The organism is Bacillus sp. WP8 (assembly GCF_000800825.1).
GTDB lineage: Bacteria > Bacillota > Bacilli > Bacillales > Bacillaceae > Bacillus > Bacillus safensis.
Genome location: NZ_CP010075.1, coordinates 798,837 through 817,853, shown reverse-complemented (window position 1 = coordinate 817,853; position 19,017 = coordinate 798,837). Strand labels below are relative to the sequence as shown.

The 19,017-nt window shown below is 41.3% G+C and carries 20 protein-coding genes and 1 other annotated feature (1 of these 21 cut by a window edge); of the genes, 7 read left to right on the top strand and 13 right to left on the bottom strand.

Annotated elements, in window-relative coordinates:
* Window positions 1-175, bottom strand: a binding site (T-box leader) (it extends 49 nt beyond the left edge of the window).
* 74 nt (window positions 176-249) lie between these two features.
* The 7 genes from QR42_RS03920 to QR42_RS03890 all read right to left on the bottom strand — a co-directional run bounded on the left by QR42_RS03920 (window position 250) and on the right by QR42_RS03890 (window position 7,316).
* Entirely contained in the window at window positions 250-1,434 is a 1,185-nt protein-coding gene (locus QR42_RS03920) for a DUF1835 domain-containing protein (RefSeq protein WP_039177191.1), read from the bottom strand.
* A 254-nt stretch (window positions 1,435-1,688) separates the two neighbouring features.
* Entirely contained in the window at window positions 1,689-2,876 is a 1,188-nt protein-coding gene (locus QR42_RS03915) for an MFS transporter (protein WP_039177189.1), read from the bottom strand.
* 26 nt (window positions 2,877-2,902) lie between these two features.
* Window positions 2,903-3,724 (bottom strand): MerR family transcriptional regulator, encoded by an 822-nt coding sequence (locus QR42_RS03910; RefSeq protein ID WP_039177183.1) that lies wholly within the window; start codon window positions 3,722-3,724, stop codon window positions 2,903-2,905.
* A gap of 160 nt (window positions 3,725-3,884) precedes the next feature.
* Window positions 3,885-4,400 carry a hypothetical protein gene (locus QR42_RS03905; protein ID WP_039177181.1) on the bottom strand — a complete coding sequence of 172 codons (516 nt, stop codon included), beginning with the start codon at window positions 4,398-4,400 and terminating at the stop codon, window positions 3,885-3,887.
* 32 nt (window positions 4,401-4,432) lie between these two features.
* Window positions 4,433-4,843: a DUF6508 domain-containing protein gene (locus QR42_RS03900; protein WP_039177178.1), complete on the bottom strand. Its 411-nt coding sequence runs from the start codon at window positions 4,841-4,843 to the stop codon at window positions 4,433-4,435.
* A 115-nt stretch (window positions 4,844-4,958) separates the two neighbouring features.
* Window positions 4,959-6,344, bottom strand: a complete 1,386-nt coding sequence (rlmD, locus tag QR42_RS03895) for a 23S rRNA (uracil(1939)-C(5))-methyltransferase RlmD (RefSeq protein WP_039177177.1) — start codon at window positions 6,342-6,344, stop codon at window positions 4,959-4,961.
* 102 nt (window positions 6,345-6,446) lie between these two features.
* The gene (locus QR42_RS03890) at window positions 6,447-7,316 is read right to left on the bottom strand and encodes a DNA-3-methyladenine glycosylase family protein (protein ID WP_039177175.1); all 870 of its coding nucleotides are present in this window, start codon (window positions 7,314-7,316) and stop codon (window positions 6,447-6,449) included.
* Between the two features lie 434 nt (window positions 7,317-7,750).
* On the opposite strand from QR42_RS03890, the gene QR42_RS03885 reads away from it, so the two are divergent.
* Both QR42_RS03885 and corA read left to right on the top strand, forming a co-directional pair.
* On the top strand, window positions 7,751-8,266 hold the full coding sequence (locus QR42_RS03885; protein ID WP_039177173.1) for a hypothetical protein: 516 nt from the start codon (window positions 7,751-7,753) through the stop codon (window positions 8,264-8,266).
* 138 nt (window positions 8,267-8,404) lie between these two features.
* Entirely contained in the window at window positions 8,405-9,364 is a 960-nt protein-coding gene (gene corA, locus QR42_RS03880; RefSeq protein ID WP_039177170.1) for a magnesium/cobalt transporter CorA, read from the top strand.
* Window positions 9,365-9,453: 89 nt separating this feature from the next.
* Here the strand turns inward: corA and pdaA are convergent, their stop codons facing one another.
* Window positions 9,454-10,233: a delta-lactam-biosynthetic de-N-acetylase gene (pdaA, locus tag QR42_RS03875; protein WP_442852929.1), complete on the bottom strand. Its 780-nt coding sequence runs from the start codon at window positions 10,231-10,233 to the stop codon at window positions 9,454-9,456.
* A gap of 113 nt (window positions 10,234-10,346) precedes the next feature.
* Entirely contained in the window at window positions 10,347-10,538 is a 192-nt protein-coding gene (locus tag QR42_RS03870) for an SE1561 family protein (RefSeq protein ID WP_012009274.1), read from the bottom strand.
* A gap of 146 nt (window positions 10,539-10,684) precedes the next feature.
* Between QR42_RS03870 and yfkAB the strand changes: the two genes are divergently transcribed.
* The 4 genes from yfkAB (at window position 10,685) to QR42_RS03850 (ending at window position 14,002) form a co-directional block, all read left to right on the top strand.
* Window positions 10,685-11,806 carry a radical SAM/CxCxxxxC motif protein YfkAB gene (yfkAB, locus tag QR42_RS03865; RefSeq protein WP_024425845.1) on the top strand — a complete coding sequence of 374 codons (1,122 nt, stop codon included), beginning with the start codon at window positions 10,685-10,687 and terminating at the stop codon, window positions 11,804-11,806.
* A 7-nt stretch (window positions 11,807-11,813) separates the two neighbouring features.
* Window positions 11,814-12,650: a mechanosensitive ion channel family protein gene (locus QR42_RS03860; RefSeq protein WP_039177163.1), complete on the top strand. Its 837-nt coding sequence runs from the start codon at window positions 11,814-11,816 to the stop codon at window positions 12,648-12,650.
* A gap of 99 nt (window positions 12,651-12,749) precedes the next feature.
* The gene (locus tag QR42_RS03855; RefSeq protein WP_039177161.1) at window positions 12,750-13,151 is read left to right on the top strand and encodes a nuclear transport factor 2 family protein; all 402 of its coding nucleotides are present in this window, start codon (window positions 12,750-12,752) and stop codon (window positions 13,149-13,151) included.
* A 131-nt stretch (window positions 13,152-13,282) separates the two neighbouring features.
* Window positions 13,283-14,002, top strand: coding sequence for a YebC/PmpR family DNA-binding transcriptional regulator (locus QR42_RS03850; RefSeq protein ID WP_024425262.1), 720 nt, complete (start codon window positions 13,283-13,285; stop codon window positions 14,000-14,002).
* Window positions 14,003-14,358: 356 nt separating this feature from the next.
* Here the strand turns inward: QR42_RS03850 and QR42_RS03845 are convergent, their stop codons facing one another.
* From QR42_RS03845 to QR42_RS03835, 3 genes are all read right to left on the bottom strand, one after another.
* On the bottom strand, window positions 14,359-15,141 hold the full coding sequence (locus tag QR42_RS03845) for a YfkD famly protein (RefSeq protein WP_039177159.1): 783 nt from the start codon (window positions 15,139-15,141) through the stop codon (window positions 14,359-14,361).
* A gap of 67 nt (window positions 15,142-15,208) precedes the next feature.
* The gene (gene cax / locus QR42_RS03840; RefSeq protein ID WP_039177158.1) at window positions 15,209-16,276 is read right to left on the bottom strand and encodes a calcium/proton exchanger; all 1,068 of its coding nucleotides are present in this window, start codon (window positions 16,274-16,276) and stop codon (window positions 15,209-15,211) included.
* A 65-nt stretch (window positions 16,277-16,341) separates the two neighbouring features.
* Window positions 16,342-16,719: an OsmC family protein gene (locus QR42_RS03835; protein WP_039177155.1), complete on the bottom strand. Its 378-nt coding sequence runs from the start codon at window positions 16,717-16,719 to the stop codon at window positions 16,342-16,344.
* A 75-nt stretch (window positions 16,720-16,794) separates the two neighbouring features.
* On the opposite strand from QR42_RS03835, the gene QR42_RS03830 reads away from it, so the two are divergent.
* Window positions 16,795-17,976 (top strand): MFS transporter, encoded by a 1,182-nt coding sequence (locus QR42_RS03830; protein ID WP_039177152.1) that lies wholly within the window; start codon window positions 16,795-16,797, stop codon window positions 17,974-17,976.
* Between the two features lie 205 nt (window positions 17,977-18,181).
* Here the strand turns inward: QR42_RS03830 and QR42_RS03825 are convergent, their stop codons facing one another.
* Window positions 18,182-19,000 carry a YihY/virulence factor BrkB family protein gene (locus tag QR42_RS03825; protein ID WP_039177150.1) on the bottom strand — a complete coding sequence of 273 codons (819 nt, stop codon included), beginning with the start codon at window positions 18,998-19,000 and terminating at the stop codon, window positions 18,182-18,184.
* Window positions 19,001-19,017 lie beyond the last annotated feature (17 nt).

The following is a 19,017-nucleotide window of genomic DNA, read 5'->3' as shown; positions in this document are numbered from 1 at the left end:
GTATTCGCTTTATGGCTCTGGTGCCGTAACGTGGCGTAGACGATATTGGATACTGTAATTTCCCCAATACAGCTCAAAGGTGGTAAGACAACTTTTCTGTGTTAGGAAGATTTCAGCGTCACTTCCCTCTCTGATAACCAGTAAAAATGGCTCATGTCCTTTTCTTCGCTTTTAATTTCTTCATATCTTACATGATGATAATGGATGATGTAAAGGATTATTTTGTGAAGAGCTTTTGAAATTCATTCTTTAAATGTAATATTGTGTGTATTCACTTGGGCTATATTCAATTTGAAACGCAGGTGATAAGGCTCGTTTCACTTCTTCAGTGATTCTCTCTCCTTCTTGATTGAATTTCTTTTCCATGTCTACACCATTTGGCTGCAAATCATCGGTTTCTTCGTCAAACCATCGGCCATACTGTATATTCCAATTCCATAACTTTGAGAAAAGGGTATCACTCATTGGTACATCATCTCTTTCTAAATGACATTGACAATGCCCGCAATGAAAAGGTTCACCACCGTAATCTCCTTCAATTTTCACAAAAGGATGATCCTCAAACTCTCGACAGCACACCCATTTTTTGAAGTGCTGACCGAACTCTGTCAGTTTAATCGAGTAATAACGCATGGAAGTTCGTTTTCCTTTCATGTCAAACATCCCTTGATCAATTAATGTCTTCAATCGATATTCAATAAAATCATCGCCGATATACTGATCTAAATGACCAATGACTTCCCCTATCAGGCGTGGAGTTACGATGTACTCCTCTTCTGGCGCGGACTGATGAAGGCGCTTAGCCATTTTCACTAAATAAGCATCAAATTCATCTTCTGGTACGCTGATCATTTGTCCTTTTTGCCATATCCGCAGCGTATGATTTTCTTTAGCAAGTGAAAGCCATTCGTTTTGTAATCTTTCTCTCTCTTCTTTTGTCACTGGGTGAATATGCGATTTACTCTCATACAAAATTTTAAATTTTTCAGATGCGATTTCTCCGGAATGTCGAAGGATCATTCTTCTTGTATTCGTATTGAACAGCTGATCAAATGCTGTCGTTATATTGATTACAGACAATTCAACCCTTTTCTCTTTTAATAAATAGACGGCATATCGCAAGCCAATTTGCTCATGTGCATTACTGCCTGTCCAGATGAGTATACGACTGCCAGCTTTTATTTCTTTTATTTGCTGAAGCATTCTATGCTGATCGTTGACCATGTCATCAAAATAGCCAAATTCATTTGACATCACGTTACGTAGCCACTCTATACGGTTTGCTTGTCCTTCATGTTCGTGTAATTGTAGAAGTGGCCCAATTGAATAAATATCATCAAAAGAGATGACATCATCTATTTGATTTTGCTTCATTTCACGTATTGCTTGTTTTAAACTACCGGCAGCTGCCGCCCCAAATATGATATGCATCATCATCCGTCTCCCTTTATCTTACAGTTTATTTCATCTTCACCTATTCATGGTTCTTGCGTCAATTCTATTGAGTCAATTTCATTCAAAAGTATGACAATGAGATGATCAGGTATTTACAGAAGTAATAAAGCAGAAGTGAAGAGATAAAAATTTTTATAAAAAAAGCCCAGGAAATGGGCAAAGGAACTACCCTAAATAAGTAGTTCCCACAATACAAAACTAAATTTGTATGTTCACTAGTGAAATCGTTCATGTTACCTTACTTGCTCCATCACCTTCAAACTCTTCTGCTGAGAGATTCGATCAAACGCCACCATCAGAATGGTCATGAGTAAAGCGAGAAGAACCGTTCCAGCGCTGATCCAGCTGAGGTTCAATATAGATGTCCTGCTTAGTACAAGTCCTCCTAAACCAGAGCCTAAAGCAAATCCGAATTGAATAAATGATGTATTGACACTTAATGCGATATCAGGAGATTTCGGTACAAGTGTGACAAGATATAGCTGCTGAGCTGGCGATGTGCTCCATGTAGCAATCATCCATATCATGATCACCGCCACCATGACCACGAGGTTCCCTGTCACAAATGCTAGCAGCATAAGCATGATGATTTGTAGAATAATTCCGGAGAAAATCGTGAATGTTGGGCCTTTTTTATCTGCTGCTACCCCTCCAAGACTGGAGCCCAAAAAGCTGCATATTCCCGCTAGTAATAAAATGCCACTGATTTCTGTAATGCTAAGGTTTGCTGATTCTTGCAGGAAGGGCGTTAAATAGGTAAATAAAGTGGAATATCCCCCAACATAGAATAGCGTCACTGCCACTGCCAGCAAAATTCTCTTATCTTTTAAAATTGATAACTGCATACCTAGCGTCACCGGTTCTTGTTCTTTCATAGAAGGGATGCGCCTATATACAACAATCAGCGGAATGAGCGTGATCAATCCAATGGCTGCAAATAATGCTTTCCATCCAATCATGCTGCTTAGAAATGTCCCGATTGGCACACCTAAAACCAAGGAACTGCTTAATCCCATTAAAATGATGCCAATGGCTGTTCCTCTTTTTTCTCGCTCGACAAGACGAGTAGCCACAGCCATTGCCACCACAATGGCCGTCCCTCCACTAATTCCTTGTAAAATCCTTGTCATCAGCACCATTTCAAACGAATGGCTGACACTTGTGAGGATATTACTTAAAGTAAAAATGATCAGCATCCATGATAATATTTTTCTGCGGTCGATATTGATGGTTAGTGCAATGACAATCGGTGCGCCGATTGCTGCTGAGAGCGCTAAGGATGTGACCAATAAACCAGCAGCTGATATCGTGACCTGTAAATCATCTGCGACCATTTGAATAATCCCTGTAATGATATATTCGATTGTTCCGATTAAGAAGGCTGCTAAAGCAAGTAAATAAACAACGGCTTTATTTTTCATCGTGAAGTTTCTCCTTTGGGCAATGTTTACACTTCATTTTTTATAGGAATTTGTATTTCAATGAGTCTTCCTTCTTCATTTTCAGACAATGGGTAATAAATCTCTCTGCCAGGCTGATCTTCTTTCACGCGGTATCCGTTATTTTCGATCCATGTCGCCAGGTCAACACAAGCAGATTGTGCAAATGGAGAATCTGAATGAAATAGGAGCGTCGCCATGGTTTCTTCAGCTGGTAACGTGCGCATCGTAATTCCCTGAGGCAGAGAGCCCCTTAACGCTTTAGCGGAATACCCAACCTGAAATTCGAACTCACTTTCTTTAGCAAGTGATTCCCTCCACAGCACGATTTGTGGCTCAGAGTTCAATTCTTGCGGATGTTTTTGTAACAAATGATGAAACGTTTCAAAGAATGATGGGATTTCGTCAACAGTTCCGTTGGATTGAAAAGACATGATGTGTTTGCTTTCAACCGATTTGATGATGACCTCCTGCTCTTTTTCCACACACCCCTCTCGTTTGATGAGGTGCATCCGCTCCTTAATACGGGCTAATTTCTGCTGTTCTCGATCGATCAATTGCTGAATCTCACTCTCTTTCAAGAGAAACATGCCCTGAATCTGGTCGACAGAAATATCTTCACGAAGAAGCTGACTCATTTGCTTTAACGTAAAACCTAATTCCTTGTATAGAAAAATCCGATTGACCTCAAGCAGCTGCTCAGCTGAGTAATACCGGTATCCAGAATCTTGATCGATCTGTTTAGGCTTTAATAAATCGATTTGGTCATAATACCTTAAGGTTTTGACAGGGACTTTACTTAACATAGAAAAATCACCAATCTTGAACATCCTGATCTCCTCCGTTTTGTTGATCTGATCAAAGTATAAACCTTTCAGTTAAGGGGAAAGTCAATAGAAGATTTTCATTTGCATAATCATTTGATGAAGTTGAATAAATTTTTCAAAAGCGCAAAAAGCCTAGATTTCTCTAAAATCTAAGCTTTGCCCATTATCCTAACATTTTTTCTAACAATCCCATCTGCTCAACAATCTTCATATCATTCATAAATCGTTCCAAACTTACTCTATTCTCTTTTTGTAAGTCTGTTGAATAACCTAAGCATATATTAAAAATACGATCTAACCTTTCTCCGTCTCCACTATAAAAATAATTCGTCACTACTCCATTATTTTCACTTGCAAGAACCACAACTGTAGCCATCTCTAATACATATTCTATATCTTCTTTAGAAATCGTTCGATCTTTTTTATTAGCATTCTTGAATTCATGACTATGAATAGAACGAATCCTACCTTCAAGTAAATTGAGTATAGATTTCTTATAAATGACATACACACTGTGAATATGACTTTTATCAGGACAATAGGGATCTTGTAAAATGAATTTTATACGTTCATCTTCTTTTTCAATTTTTATTGCATCAAGATCATATAATAAAATTTGATCAATTTCTTCTATTTTCATAGGAGGAAAAGTATCGACTGCATCTGTTTTATTTTTCATATGATCACTCCAATAATTGAAATAAACCGCTCTTAGTCCAAACAATCTAATCTTTCAAGACACTTCAACATGTTTCCACTTTTAAAGAAATTGAATATGGCTCCCTCACTAAATCGCTCAGCTCTCAAAGCCCCCATGATGAGAGCAAGTACACACTGCGCATTTAAATTTGAGATGTCCACATGCTCCATATCGTTCGTTCCCCAATCAATTCCATTTTCTGAGAGGATTTCACTATAGCGGGTAAGTTCCATTTCTTGATGCTGTTCTGCAAAGGTATAGACATCATCAAGAAAGCGTTGGACCGTTTCGGAATAATTCACAAAGGGCATCTGGATTGGGCGTTCAGCTGTTCCATCATTTTCTTGATCGATCACCCATTCTCCGATATGGTCCTCGTGAAGCATCGGTATGTATTTTGTCAGTATTTCAAATTGACTCATCGTTATCCTCCTCTATTTTATGAACTTGATTTACTCAGTTGATAAAAAAATCCGTGATCATCCTACCAGTTAGCCACCAGTATTCAAATCACGGACTGTTTATTCACTTCACTTTTTACACTCTTACCATTGATACAACTGTCTCCACATGCGCCGTATGCGGGAACATATCAACTGGCTGCATGTATTCGATTTTGTAGTCTTTTGACATGTATTCAAGGTCTTTTGCTAGTGTGGATGGGTTGCAAGAGACGTAGACAAAGCGTTTTGGTTTGACTTGTTTGACGGTGTCTAAGAAGGTGCGCTCGCAGCCTGTTCTTGGCGGGTCGACGACGATGACGTCAGGACGGAAGCCTTCTTTGACCCATTTTGGCAGCCAATGTTCAGCTGTTCCTGTCACATAGGTCGCGTTTTTCATGCCGTGTTTTTTGGCATTTTTCTTAGCATCATCAATTGATTCTTTGATAACATCCATTCCTCTTACTTCTTTTGCGCCATCTGAGAGCCACATCCCAATGGTTCCAACGCCGCAATACGCATCGACAACCTTTTCTTTGCCAGTCAGTTTGGCCGCTTTTTTCGCTTCATCATAAAGCTTTAGCGTCTGCTTCGGATTCAATTGGAAGAAAGCACGTGCACTTAGTTCGAAAGAGACGTCTCCTAAAAATTCTTGGATGACCATATTGCCAGCTAGGTGAGATGTTTTATGGCCGAAGATGACTGATGTTTTTTCGCCATTGATATTATGCATAATGGACGTCACTTCAGGCAGACGTTTTTGAATGGCTTCGGCAATTTCTTTTTTCTTTGGAAATTCAGGTTTTGATGTGACAAGAACGACCTGTACTTCCCCTGTTTCAAAGCCGACACGCACGACAATCGAACGCACGTCGCCTTTTCTTGTCCGTTCATTGTAAACAGATACGCCGAACTTCTCTAAAATTTTGCGAACAACACCCGTTGTTTTGTTCGTTTTTGGATGCTGCACGATACATTCCTTGATCGGTACAAGCTTATGAGAATTCAGTCCGTAAAGTCCTGCAATGATGTCTCCGCTGTGAGAACGTCCTACTTGGAACTGACTTTTGTTTCGGTAATGCCACGGGTCTTCCATGCCGATCGTTGGCCTGATATCAAGCTTTTCAACCGATAGCTTTGTATGGCGCTCCATTGATTGAATGACAATATCACGCTTTTCATTTAGCTGCTGCTCATACGCCAAATGCTGAAGCTGACAGCCGCCGCACTCTTCGTATACTGGGCATGGCGGTTTGACTCGATGCTCAGAGCGCTTTCGCACTTTCCTGACCGTACCTTCTGCATATTTTGCTTGGACATTCGTTGCTTCAACCACCACTTCCTCACCTGGAAGCGCGCCTGGGACAAAGACCACTTGTTTTTTAAAATAACCGACCCCTTCTCCATTAATGCCAAGGCGTTTAATGGTAAGCGGGAACTGCTGTCCCTTTTGCAAAAGGGCACCTTGCTGTTTTTCTTTCACTTTATTCTCTCCGTTCTATTTAAACCATTGATAGGTTGTCTTCATTTTATTCCATCTCCTTAGTATATCACGTCTTGGACAAAGAGAGAAAATGCCTTTCATTTATTTATCTGTCTCAATGCTTCTCCATAAATATAAAGAAGCGTAGCTTAAATATGGGGTCCATTCCTTGCTTAGCGCTACCATCTCTTCTTTTGTCGGCTTTTCAGGCAGGTCGAAGTGCCGTTTGATTGCATTTTGAATGCCGATATCTGCCATTGGAAAGAGATTTGGTCTTCCAAGCCCATTCATGAGCACATTTTGAACCGTCCAAGGTCCAATCCCTCTAATCGGAAGCAGACGCTCTTCTACCTCCAGATCAGATAAATCGTGTAATTCCTCTAAACAAAGTGAGCCGCTCACAATTCGTTTCGATACATCGATGACATATTCTGCTTTTCGTTGACTAAATTGAAGCTTTCTCAAATCATCTGTTTCAAGAGAAGCGATGGTTTCTGGTAAAGGATCAAACCAAACACCTTCTATTTGCTCACCGTACGTATGGACAAATCGTTTCGTGAGCTCGTAAGCAAACGAAAGATTCAGCTGCTGATGAATGATGCATTTCATGAAACAATGATATAAATGAAAATCCAGCATGAGCGGCGTTCCGATATGCTCCTTAAAAATGGGCGCTAGATTGGTTTGAGAAAAGTGGTCTTGAATCATGTGTAATTGATGCTCCATGCCAAATATCCGTTTCACCTCAGAAAGAAGGGGTTCCTCTGGGCCGTTTGATCGCACCCGGAACATAGGCGCATCTATTGTTCCAGTAGCTTGAACGATGACCACATACGGTTTTTGCTCCAATCTGATCGGCACTTTGATTTCTCTTTGACTCAAATCGACTGCTTTTAATGGATCACTTGATAAGCGTCTAAGCACTTGATCGAAATGATACGGCGGCTCTATCACCAGCTGTTTTTCCCACATACATGTCCTCTTCCTTTCTGCCAACATACGCAGATGTAATTGTTTCATTTTGCATGAATGATTCTCTTTATTGAATACTTTTTAACATAAAGAGTACAAGAATTTATCAGTTATATCTTCCTTATTTGTGGTCATTCTCCTTTTGGATAGAAGAAAGTTTTTAGTCGAATTCAGCTAACATTCGACAGCAATCTTCAACATTTTAGGATCATTTTCCTTAAATTAGAAATAGAACCTCTGGGTGATATCTTCCTCCCTGAATATATTTGTATAATTATGACATATCAAGGAGGTGAACAAAGGAATTAGCGGATTAGGCAATCATTTGTTTTATCTTGCAAGAACATATTTACCTCATTGATAACCGGCTTCACCTAGTTTCACATTTTACAAAAAAGAAGACCCAAAATTAAAAAACAAAGGAGATCCGACCAATGAAAAAAACCATTCTTTCTGTTGCACTTGCCACTGCTGTTTCTTCGACACTGCCATTATTCGCTGACGCTGCTGAGCCAAAAACTTCAGCACCTGTTTCTACTACACTTCAGCAAACTGTCTTAAACAAAGCTGCTGCTGAAGGTAAAGCTGGCACTACAGCTAGCCCTAATGTTAACGTAAACTTTGATGTTCTTGGGATTGCCAATGCCATTGTAAACGCAGTAAACGCCAATGCAAACCGTTCTGGATTCGTGAAAAGCGTCATGGAAAGCACATTCTACGCTGCTGGCGGCAGATATAATGTCATGGTCTTTAACCTAAGCCAGAACTACGAAGACCGTTTTAACGGCGTCAAAACTTTCGCTACTGCTAATCTTGGTAATGTTGTTTACGGAATTTGGGTATTCGAAAGTGGTACATTTAAAAACAACGGCGATGGCGGCTGGGATAACTGGGCGTTTAGAGGCTGGTTTGACCGTCAAGATAAATTCGTTACGTTCCATCGTCCTTAATTCTCAGTTTTATCCATCAATCATACACGCACATTTAACCGATAACCGATCTCTTTCTGAGATCGGCTTTTTTATGTAGAAAACGTATAAGTTCACCGGCGCTGCTTCATGATATAATGCAAGTCTGGAGGGGTGCACATGCTGAGAAAACTTGCAGTGACAAAAAACGGCGACTTGATTGAACATGCAACAATGCAGCAGCTTTCAAGCCCCGAAATCGCCTGGTATTGGATTGATTTTCATGCACCAACGGAAAAGGAAGCAGCGCTTTTGAAGGAATATTTTCAGTTCCATCCGCTTGCGATTGAGGATTGCTTCCATTATTTGCAGCGGCCGAAGCTTGATTTTTATGAGGGGTATTTATTTTTCGTGCTGCATGCCCTTAATCAAAAAACGCTGCGTTCTGAGGAAGTTGATCTGTTTGTTGGTGAAAACTATATCGTGACCTTTCATTTAAAGGAAGCGCCATACATTGAGCGTGTCATTCGAAAGCTCAAGGGGTCTGATAAAGAAAGAAACAGCGGACCTGAGCATATTGCCTACATGCTGATTGATCAGCTTGTTGATGATTATTTCCCTATTATTTATCAAATAGAGGACAGGCTGAATGAAATTGAGGATGAAGAAGGTCATAAAACGTATGGCACGTTGATGAACGAAGTATTCGGAATCCGATCCGATTTGCTCAAACTGCGAAGAACGATTATCCCGATGAGGGACCTTTTATATCGTATTGTGAACACAAATACGATGAAAAGCGATACAAACCGCCAAGCGTATTTTAATGATATTTACGATCATCTTTTGAAACTAACAGAGATCGTTGAGTCGAACCGGGACATGACAGCGGATTTACGAGACAGCTATCAGACGCTGAATTCCAACCGGATGAATGCGATTATGATGACATTGACCATTGTGTCGACCATTTTTATTCCACTGACCTTTATTGTTGGGGTGTACGGAATGAACTTTGACAACATGCCTGAATTACATTGGAAATACGGCTATTTTGGCGTGCTGATTTTCATGGGTCTGCTCGTTTCGGGTATGCTTTTGTGGTTTAAACATAAAGGGTGGTTTAGGATTTTTAAATAATGTTTGTTCAGTTCATCCCCCTCTTTTGTTTCAGCGTAAAATCAGAAAAGGATAATCAAAAAGCCTGCAGGTCTTCTGCAGGCTTCTTTCTATAGCTGAGGCAGATGCCATACTTTTTCAAGCATGAGATCGTCTAGGCTTTTAAAGGAATATCCTTGTTTTTTCAGAGCGGTGATGGCATCATCCAGCGCTTCGGCATTGTCTCTTGAGACGGTATGAAGTAAGTAAATGGCACCTGGGTGCGCCTGCTTCATCATTTGATCATAAGCATACTGTTTTCCTTTTTGATGATGGATATGCCAGTCTACAAACGCTACTGACCAGAAAACAGTTTGGTAGCCGAGCTGTTTCGTTTCTTTTAGTACCCTTTCGCTGAACACACCGCGCGGCGGACGAAGGTAGAGGTTATCTTGTTTACCTGTGATTTTGTACACAGCTTCATTGACACGGTCCAGTTCTTCTTTGATTTCTTTCGTACTTTTTGTTGTTAAATCTGGATGATGATAGGAATGGTTGCCAATGATATGACCTTCTTCTGCCATACGTTTGACAAGCCCGGGCTGGTCCTTTACAAAATGACCTGTCACAAAAAAGGTGCCTGGTACTTGATGTTTTTTCAGCACCTCTAAGATCTTGGGTGTGTACCCATTTTCATAGCCGTTGTCGAAGGTGAAATAAATCTCTTTCTTTTTCGTGTTACCTAAATAGAAGGCATCATACTTTTTTAAGAGTGCCGTCAATTCTTTGCCCGCATCCGGCGGCCTGTGCTCTTTGCTTTTCGCAAATCCCCAGTGGATGGGCTTATTAGACACTGCTCCTACTTCTGAAAAAGGTATGGAAACAAAAAGCGCACATAAACAGATCAGCATGAATTTTTTCATTTACGTCACTTCCCGGTTTTTCTTCTATTGTGCAGAATAAGACCGAGACTCATACACCGATTCACCTGCCAATTTAAAGAAAAAAGCCCGCATTGCGCGAGCTATTCTTCCTTCCAATCATTTTTAAACCGTTCATATTTCGCTTCTAGGTCGTCAATCATCTGGATCAGTCTGTCTATATCCTCAACGTCTGTTGATTCGGGATCTAATGAATCAATCACATTCATAAACATATCTAATCGGTTCTTTAAATAATCAACCTGCTGCTCTTTGCTGTCTGCTGCCTTGCCCATTGATACACTCCCTTTAGCGTTTGTTTATAGCTTATCTTTTTTTCCCTTGTAAATCAATTGTGTCCCTCTTGCGTATAACCGTGATGAGGCTTAAAATTAACTGTTGGCGGGTCTACGTTTGCCCGAATGAAAAGGAGATAGATACCATGAACCAAAAAACAGCACTTCGTCCGATCACCCCTGCATACGACCCTTGGGAAGCCTATCTCGATGTGCAGGATTACGGAGAAATGAAGCTGACTAATATTGAATTTACGACAACAACATTGTGTAACATGAGATGTGAGCATTGTGCGGTCGGCTATACCTTACAGCCTAAAGACCCGAATGCGCTGCCGATAGATTTGTTACTTCGCCGTTTAGATGAAGTTCCGCTCCTGCGCTCACTCAGTATTACAGGCGGAGAGCCTATGCTTTCTCTTAAATCTGTACGAGAATATGTCGTCCCTTTATTAAAGTATGCCCACGAACGCGGCGTGCGTACACAAATCAATTCAAATTTAACCCTTGATTTGGCACGCTATGAAGAAATTATTCCATACTTAGATGTCCTTCACATTTCACATAACTGGGGCACTGTCGAAGAGTTTGCAACAGTCGGTTTTGCCATGATGGATCGTAAACCAACCTTTGAGCAGCGCGAGAAATTATTTAACCGCATGATTGAAAATAGTCAGGCACTTGTCAAAGCAGGCGTAACCGTATCCGCTGAGACCATGCTGAATAAGCGCACGCTTCCATATATTGAGCACATTCACCGGCAGATCGTCGAGGAAATGAAATGCCAGCGCCACGAAGTTCACCCGATGTATCCAAGTGATTTCGCCAGCGCCCTTGAATCTTTGACGCTTCCGCAAATGCGGGATGCGATTCATCAGCTGCTTGATATTCGTGATCAAAACACATGGATGCTGTTTGGCACCCTGCCATTTTATTCATGCAGCACAGATGAAGAAGACCAGCGACTCCTCAACCGATTGCGCCAGGAGAAAAATGTCACAGTTCGAAATGACCCTGATGGACGCTCACGGTTGAATGTGAATATTTTTGATGGGAATATTATTGTGACAGACTTTGGCGATACACCGCCGCTTGGAAACATTGCAACTGATACATTGCAATCAGCCTATACACGCTGGATGAACACGAAATTAGCAAAAGAGCTGAATTGTCATTGCCCAAGCGTGCAGTGCCTCGGTCCGAATGTTCTAGTGAAAAACAGCTATTATCAAGATGTTGATTTTACTTCTCGAACAGCCAGGGGGTAACCGATAGATGGACGATACATTTCTGACAGTGGTCAAAAATAAATACATTGAAATTCTCCTTGTTGGGCTCGTTCTTTGGCTTGCTGTCTTTATGATCAACAAAGCCCTTCAAATTTTCTTTAAACGAACTGAGTTTATAGAGGACAAAAAGAAGAAAACAATTGAGAGTTTGGTCAAATCGGTCACGAAATACACTGCTTCGATTTGCTTTGTGCTCTATGTCATTTCTCTTTTCTTTCATGACTTTGGGAAAATTCTTGCGGGTGCTGGTGTCGCTGGGATCGTCATCGGTTTTGGTGCCCAGACGCTCATTCGTGATATTTTAGCAGGCATTTTTCTCATCTATGAACGCCAGATTCATAAAGGGGATTATGTGACGGTGAATAACCTCTTTAATGGAACCATTGAAGAGATTGGTCTCCGCTCTCTGCAAATTAGAGAATGGAGCGGCAAGCTGTTAACCATTTCTAACGGGGATATCAGGCAAATCCAAAACTATAACATGCAATATATGCGGATTACGGAATCTGTGTTAATTAGCGCGAATCAAAACCCAGATATCGCCTTCCAAGCGCTTGAATCAGCATGTGACAATTTAAATCAAATGCATCATGATTTTCTTAAAAAAGATGAATTCCAAAACGCCATTGAACCCTTTCAAGTTCATGGAATTATGGGCTTGAATAAGCTGAATCGCGGGATTGAAATCACAGTTAAGGGAATGGTCGAAGACGAAAAATACTTCGAAGCCGCTCTCGCTGTGCGAAAAGAAATGATCAAGCAACTTCATCAGCATGATGTCAAATTGCTTGAGGATCTCGCTTATCCCCAGCCTGCAAAATAACCTCATTCTATATGGGGTTATTTTTTTATTTGTATTTTGTTAACCGGTTAATTATAATGTTATTTAGTTAACCAGTTAATAATAGAGAGGATGTATGGAATGACAAAAACAGAAGCAATTTCTTTCATCAAGGAGATGTATCAAGAGGTGTTAACCAAGTTCGATACAAAAAAGGTGGAGGCTTATTTTTCACCTGACTATCAGCAAGTGACCGATGGGAAGGTTTCCACGCTTAATGAGTTTAAAAAGCATCTATCCACATTAAAAGAAATGACAACACAGCTTGCGATCCCCGCCTTTCATGATGTGTTATTTGATGAAGAAACGCAGCAAGCGTGTTTTCGTTACACGGTACATATTGACCTCGCAAGCGGAGACGGGGGTTTAATAGATGTCACAGCTCTTTTCACCTTATTAGATGGCAGGATCATTCGGTGCGACGAGCTGACTCGGGCTCACGAAAAACATGAAATGCTTGAACAGCTGGGGCACATTAGCTAACAATTCTCTTCATTTCAGCCCTCTTACTTCTATCCTCTTGACTGATTCATGTATAATAGATAGCAGAATGATTTCATGCAGCATGGGGACCCTCATACTGTGTATTTTCTAATTGAAAGAGAGTGAATAAGATGGGTCGTAAGTGGAACAACATTAAAGAAAAGAAAGCATCAAAGGATGCCAGTACAAGTCGTATTTACGCAAAATTCGGGCGTGAAATCTATGTGGCTGCCAAACAAGGTGAGCCAAACCCAGAATCAAACCAAGCACTTCGTTTTGTCCTAGAACGTGCAAAAACATATAGTGTCCCAAAACATATTGTGGACCGTGCCATTGAAAAAGCCAAAGGCGGTGCGGAAGAGAACTTCGATGAGCTGCGCTACGAAGGATTTGGTCCAAACGGATCAATGGTAATCGTTGATGCCCTCACCAATAACGTGAACCGTACAGCTTCAGATGTTCGAGCAGCATTTGGGAAAAACGGCGGAAACATGGGCGTAAGCGGCTCTGTTGCTTACATGTTTGACGAAACAGCTGTCATCGGTGTCGAAGGGAAAAGCGAAGAAGAAACACTTGAGCTTTTAATGGAAGCAGATGTTGATGTACGTGACATCATGGAAGAAGATGAAACGGTGATTGTGTACGCTGAACCAGATCAATTCCATCAAGTACAAGAAGCATTCAAACAAGCCGGTGTTGAAGAATTCACTGTCGCTGAAATCACAATGCTACCGCAAAACGAAGTGACGTTAGATGATGAATCTAAAGCACAATTTGAAAAGCTGATCGATGTATTAGAAGAGCTTGAAGACGTGCAGCAGGTTTATCATAATGTGGATTTAGGGGAATAAAAAACTTAAGCCATAGTAGTCGTTGAGTTCATTCAACTTCTACTATGGCTTTTTTATTTTCTCAATAAAATGTAATATATGTATAATGTGTTAATGTCTACAATTTTCAAGGAGATGAGTTTCATTTTTAAAACATGGTGGTTTTCTTATTATGGATTTATGATCATCCCTTATCTTGGCCTATGTCTTATTTTCAACGACTTACCGATATTGACTAAAGTTATCTTCTTTCTTTTTATCATTTGGTATTTATATAACGCCTTTGACTTTTACAAAAATGAACTAAAAAGAAAAAAAGAGAAACCCTATTAGCAAAAAACAGTCATCTCCTCTGTTGATAAGAGGAGATGACTGTTTTAATTCATCCCTTGAAACCCAAACGTCAGGTGATCCTGAACAGGTATCCAAGCGCCGATTCCTTGCGAAGTCACGTTTTTCACGACGAGTTTGCGTTTATTTCCTTTTAGCACAAGGTACACTTCTCCGTAAGTAACCTTACCTTTTTCGTTAATCGCTGGTGCATAGGCATGAAGCGATGCTGCTTTTTTTGGAGAGACATGGTAAGACTGATCTCGTTTTGTTCCTGCACCAATTACGGTGTCAAACGCAAGGGGCAGCTTTGTTTTTTGAATGGCTTTTTGCATCATCAATGTTTTCACATCTTCTGGGCTTGGCACTTTTGCTGTGAGTCCGCCGCTTACTTTCACTTGCTGCTTTTGAACGTATTTTCCAATGGCTGTTTTATTGCCGCCTCTGTTATCAATATGGTTCGTATTCACCTTTTTGTATTCCCAATTGGCGACGGTTTCGTTTGAATCGTAGCTCAGTGCCCATCTCCCAAGGAAAATGGTCGCGCGGTATCCAACTGCTAATGGCGTCCCTGAAATGCTGGATTCATTCAGCATTTTAATCAAATGAGTATTCTCAATCGGGACACTTGTTGTTTTGAACAATTCAGCCGTCAGCTCGCTCGGCTGGAGCAGCGGCTGATCCTGTGACGCGTTCGGATACGTATTCTCCTTTGAAATACTTGCGACAGAGGATGGCACTTTAAATGGCTTTGCCGCCTCCGCTGGAAAGCTGTATAGAAAACTTAAGGATAAGAGAACAACAAACATGATGCGGGGCATCTTTTTCATATCATCACTCTTTCTCATTCATTTTTCCATAGTATTTTCCCGAAAGACGTCCCTTATCCACAAAAGATTATAAAAGGAAAAATCCAATCGCCATAATAAAATAGGCAGCGAGTAATGTGGCGCCTTCAAACCAGTTTGTATCACCATCATTTGATAAAATGACCGTGAGCAGCACAGAGGATGCCATCGCAATGAGTTCCGGTAAGGAAAAAATGAGCGGCATCTGCTTGTCGAAAAATAGAGAGCTGATGACAAGGATTGGCGCGACCATCATGGCAACCTGAAGCGTGGAGCCAAAGGCGATTTCTACTGCTACATCCATTTTGTTTTTATACGCCATGATGACAGCTGAGGCATGTTCTGCTGCGTTGCCGACGATGGCCACAATAATGACACCGATAAACAGCTCACTCCAGCCAAATTGTTCTCCCACTGTATCAAATGTATGAACAAGACGCTCTGAAATGTACGCAACTGCGATCGTCGAAAGCAGCAAAATGACAGTGGCAAACTTTCCAGACCATTCAGGTGTTTCTTCTTCCGTCTCTGCTTCGCCTTCCATGCTCTCCTGCTTGGCAACATACACCCCGCGGTGGCTGACCAGTTTGAAATAGAGCGCCGCGACATAAAGCAAAATCATCACAATACTGATCCCAATGCTTAAAACAAACTGTTTATTCTCTGCCATCTCCATCGAAAATACTTCTGGAATGACAAACGCTACAATAATGGCAAACATGAGCAAGCCTGAATTGTGCCTTGCATCATGGACATTGAATACTTGGCGCTTATATTTTAATCCGCCAACGAAAAAAGACAAGCCAGCCACAAGCAGTAAATTTCCGATGACCGATCCTGTTAATGATGCAAGTACGATGGCCGTCAGTCCTTGCTTTAAAGCAAAAAACGAAATGATTAACTCCACCGCATTTCCAAATGTAGCGTTTAAAAGTCCGCCAATTCTGGGCCCCGCAATGATGGCAAGACTTTCTGTGGCTCTTCCCATAAAACTAGCAAGACCAATAATGGCGATACAATAAACGGCAAACATGACGACCTGCGGGAAATGAAGAAAACTGCCAAGCACCGATAGCGGAACACCGATTGCGACAATCACAAGAAATAAACGATTCATACAGCCATTCTCCTTTACATATGTCTGACTGTTATTCTTTCGTGAGTGCCGGCATCATATACATTTTAGATTCGCGCGTGTGAAAAGGTGATATCAATACTTCCTTTCACGGACTGCACCATTGAGCAATGCTTCAATGCAAGGGTGATCACTTTATCGATTTGTTCATCAGATGTATTAATGTCTTCAAATAAGATATGTAAATGAATGCTGGAAATCTTGTTTACAGCTCCTGCTCTTGTCGTTTCAGGTGTGATCGTCAGCCCTTCATAGGATATTCGCTTTTTACGGCACACATGAATGAGCATTTCTCCAAAGCAGCCTGCAATGGCTGAGGTGAACAATTGAGCTGGACGGTACCCCATTTCTTCTGTTCCTGAAATAGGCAGCTGCCTGTCCTCATTATGTGCGATCCAACGATCCTTTTCGTATGTCAGCTTCATTCCTTTTCCACCTTTCTATTGAAACCCCTATGGTTCCATTGTACGATGAAAATATGAACTTGTAAGGAGCATCTTATGTCGAGAATTCACTTTATGATTTTAATTTTACTTGTATCCGTGTCTGGTTTTTCACAGGGTGCATTACTTCCTGTCATTTCCATTATTTTCGAACATGCCGGTACTTCTCCTACGTTAAACGGACTGCATGCCACAGGCTTATATCTCGGAGTACTGCTTGCGTCTCCTTTTATGGAAGCACCGCTTCGCCGGTTTGGATTTAAGCCGTTAATCGTCATTGGAGGCGCCGCTGTCTTTTTAAGCTTGTTTAGCTTTGTGTTTTTTGAATCTTATGTCGTCTGGTTCTTTCTCCGGCTTATGATCGGGATTGGTGACCATATGCTGCATTTCTCTACACAGACGTGGGTGACCTATGCTTCATCCTCGAGAAATCGCGGAAGAAACATTTCACTGTATGGATTATCGTTTGGACTCGGTTTTGCCGCCGGCCCTTTTTTAACGCCGCTCATTGAGATCAATCCAGCTTTGCCTTTTATTGTTTCTGGTGCCGTTAGTTTATGTATTTGGCTGCTTGTGTTTGTTTTAAAAAATACATATCCAGATACGGGCGAAGTGCAAACGTCAGAGCAGACAAACAGTTTGAAGCGCTTCAAAAAGGCCTTTCAATTTGGCTGGGTCGCCTTTATGATGCCATTTTGCTATGGATTTTTAGAAACGACGCTTAATAGTAACTTCCCTGTATATGCGCTAAGAAGCGGTGTGACAGTAGAGGCAGTTGCGTTTATTTTACCTGCGTTTGCCATTGGGAGCATTGTCTTTCAGCTTCCTCTTGGGATGCTCAGTGACCGGTTTGGCAGACGCCGCATCATTTTATGTGTGACACTCGCTGGATCATTCTTTTTCCTTTTAGCAGGGATCTTCATTCAATCCGTTTTGGCTGTCGCCATTTGTTTCTTTATCGCCGGAATGGCTGTAGGCTCTACCTTCTCACTTGGCATCAGTTATATGACCGACTTATTGCCAAAGCATCTGCTTCCCGCCGGGAATTTGATGTGCGGGATGGCGTTTAGTGCAGGCAGTATTCTCGGGCCGGTACTTGGAGGATTCTTTGTGCAAACGTTTGAAGGAATGAATTTACTTTACCTTGTCAGTTTCGTAATATTATTTGTGTTTTGCTGCGTTCGGTTTGGGAGAACGACGGCAGTGGTGGAAAGTCCTAATGAATCCATTTCTAATTAAAAAACTCCCCTGCACCGCAGAGGAGTTTTTTCATTTAATGATAACCATTTTGCCCGTTCGCACTGCCGCTTGTTTTGTGCTTTGGCTGATGGCCTTTGTTTTGTTTCGTGTTGCTTCCGCCTTTTTTCGATTGTTTGGACATATGTGATTCCCCCATCCATCAAGATTGAACATGTTCGTTCTTCTTTAGGATGCCCAGATTTCTTCACACCTTGCCTGGTACGATTTTACGCTTATGTAAAAGCGCATTGAGCTCGCCGCCAAGGATAATCATGATGCCGGTTAAATAGAACCAGATCATTAAAATAATGATTCCCCCAATACTTCCGTACATCGCGCTGTAATTAGCAAACTCGCCTACGTAAAATGAGAACAGCATGCTCACCAAAATCCATCCAATCGATGCAAAAATGGCGCCTGGCAGAACAAATTTCAATTTCAGTCTGATGTTTGGGGCGAAATAGTACAAGGCTGTAAACACAATCAATAAAATCAGCGGGCTAATGATCCACCTCATGGCCGTCCAAATGGTGAGAAAGGCATCTGACTGCCCAACTAATTTAGCGACAAATAAGCCAAGTTCTTTTCCAAAGACAGGCAGCATTAAGGCAAAAATAATCGTAAGAACCATCGCTATAGTTAAGATGATTGATGTTAAACGTACGAGAATGAAGGAACGATTTTCCTCAACTTCGTAAGCATGGTTAAATGCTCTGACGACGGCATTAATCCCGTTAGATGCAGACCAAAGGGCGGCAATAATCCCGAATGACAGCAATCCGCCGTTGCGGCTGTTCAGTGTCTCTTCGGCGATGGATTCAATCATCGAAAGCGCTCCTTCTGGCGCATAACCAGAAATGACGCTCAGGACATCCTTCGACGTCAGCGGCAAATATCCAACGAGTGTCAGCACGAAGATGAGAAACGGAAATAATGAAAGCAAAAAGAAATAAGCAAGCTCAGCAGATTTTGCTGGTCCTTCATGCAGCAAAAAGCGTTCAATTAACGCTTTAATAAAACCCATACGCCTCATCTCCAATG

Coding starts and splice junctions, on each gene's coding strand:
- QR42_RS03855 (WP_039177161.1), top strand. CDS start 12,750: ATGACAAAAACAGAAGCAATTTCTTTCATCAAGGAGATGTATCAAGAG.
- QR42_RS03825 (WP_039177150.1), bottom strand. CDS start 19,000: ATGGGTTTTATTAAAGCGTTAATTGAACGCTTTTTGCTGCATGAAGGA.
- cax (WP_039177158.1), bottom strand. CDS start 16,276: ATGAATCGTTTATTTCTTGTGATTGTCGCAATCGGTGTTCCGCTATCG.
- QR42_RS03910 (WP_039177183.1), bottom strand. CDS start 3,724: ATGTTCAAGATTGGTGATTTTTCTATGTTAAGTAAAGTCCCTGTCAAA.
- yfkAB (WP_024425845.1), top strand. CDS start 10,685: ATGAACCAAAAAACAGCACTTCGTCCGATCACCCCTGCATACGACCCT.
- QR42_RS03835 (WP_039177155.1), bottom strand. CDS start 16,719: ATGAAGCTGACATACGAAAAGGATCGTTGGATCGCACATAATGAGGAC.
- QR42_RS03900 (WP_039177178.1), bottom strand. CDS start 4,843: ATGAGTCAATTTGAAATACTGACAAAATACATACCGATGCTTCACGAG.
- QR42_RS03830 (WP_039177152.1), top strand. CDS start 16,795: ATGTCGAGAATTCACTTTATGATTTTAATTTTACTTGTATCCGTGTCT.
- QR42_RS03890 (WP_039177175.1), bottom strand. CDS start 7,316: ATGTGGGAAAAACAGCTGGTGATAGAGCCGCCGTATCATTTCGATCAA.
- QR42_RS03860 (WP_039177163.1), top strand. CDS start 11,814: ATGGACGATACATTTCTGACAGTGGTCAAAAATAAATACATTGAAATT.
- QR42_RS03845 (WP_039177159.1), bottom strand. CDS start 15,141: ATGAAAAAGATGCCCCGCATCATGTTTGTTGTTCTCTTATCCTTAAGT.
- QR42_RS03885 (WP_039177173.1), top strand. CDS start 7,751: ATGAAAAAAACCATTCTTTCTGTTGCACTTGCCACTGCTGTTTCTTCG.
- QR42_RS03920 (WP_039177191.1), bottom strand. CDS start 1,434: ATGATGCATATCATATTTGGGGCGGCAGCTGCCGGTAGTTTAAAACAA.
- pdaA (WP_442852929.1), bottom strand. CDS start 10,233: ATGCTGATCTGTTTATGTGCGCTTTTTGTTTCCATACCTTTTTCAGAA.
- QR42_RS03870 (WP_012009274.1), bottom strand. CDS start 10,538: ATGGGCAAGGCAGCAGACAGCAAAGAGCAGCAGGTTGATTATTTAAAG.
- QR42_RS03850 (WP_024425262.1), top strand. CDS start 13,283: ATGGGTCGTAAGTGGAACAACATTAAAGAAAAGAAAGCATCAAAGGAT.
- corA (WP_039177170.1), top strand. CDS start 8,405: ATGCTGAGAAAACTTGCAGTGACAAAAAACGGCGACTTGATTGAACAT.
- QR42_RS03915 (WP_039177189.1), bottom strand. CDS start 2,876: ATGAAAAATAAAGCCGTTGTTTATTTACTTGCTTTAGCAGCCTTCTTA.
- QR42_RS03905 (WP_039177181.1), bottom strand. CDS start 4,400: ATGAAAAATAAAACAGATGCAGTCGATACTTTTCCTCCTATGAAAATA.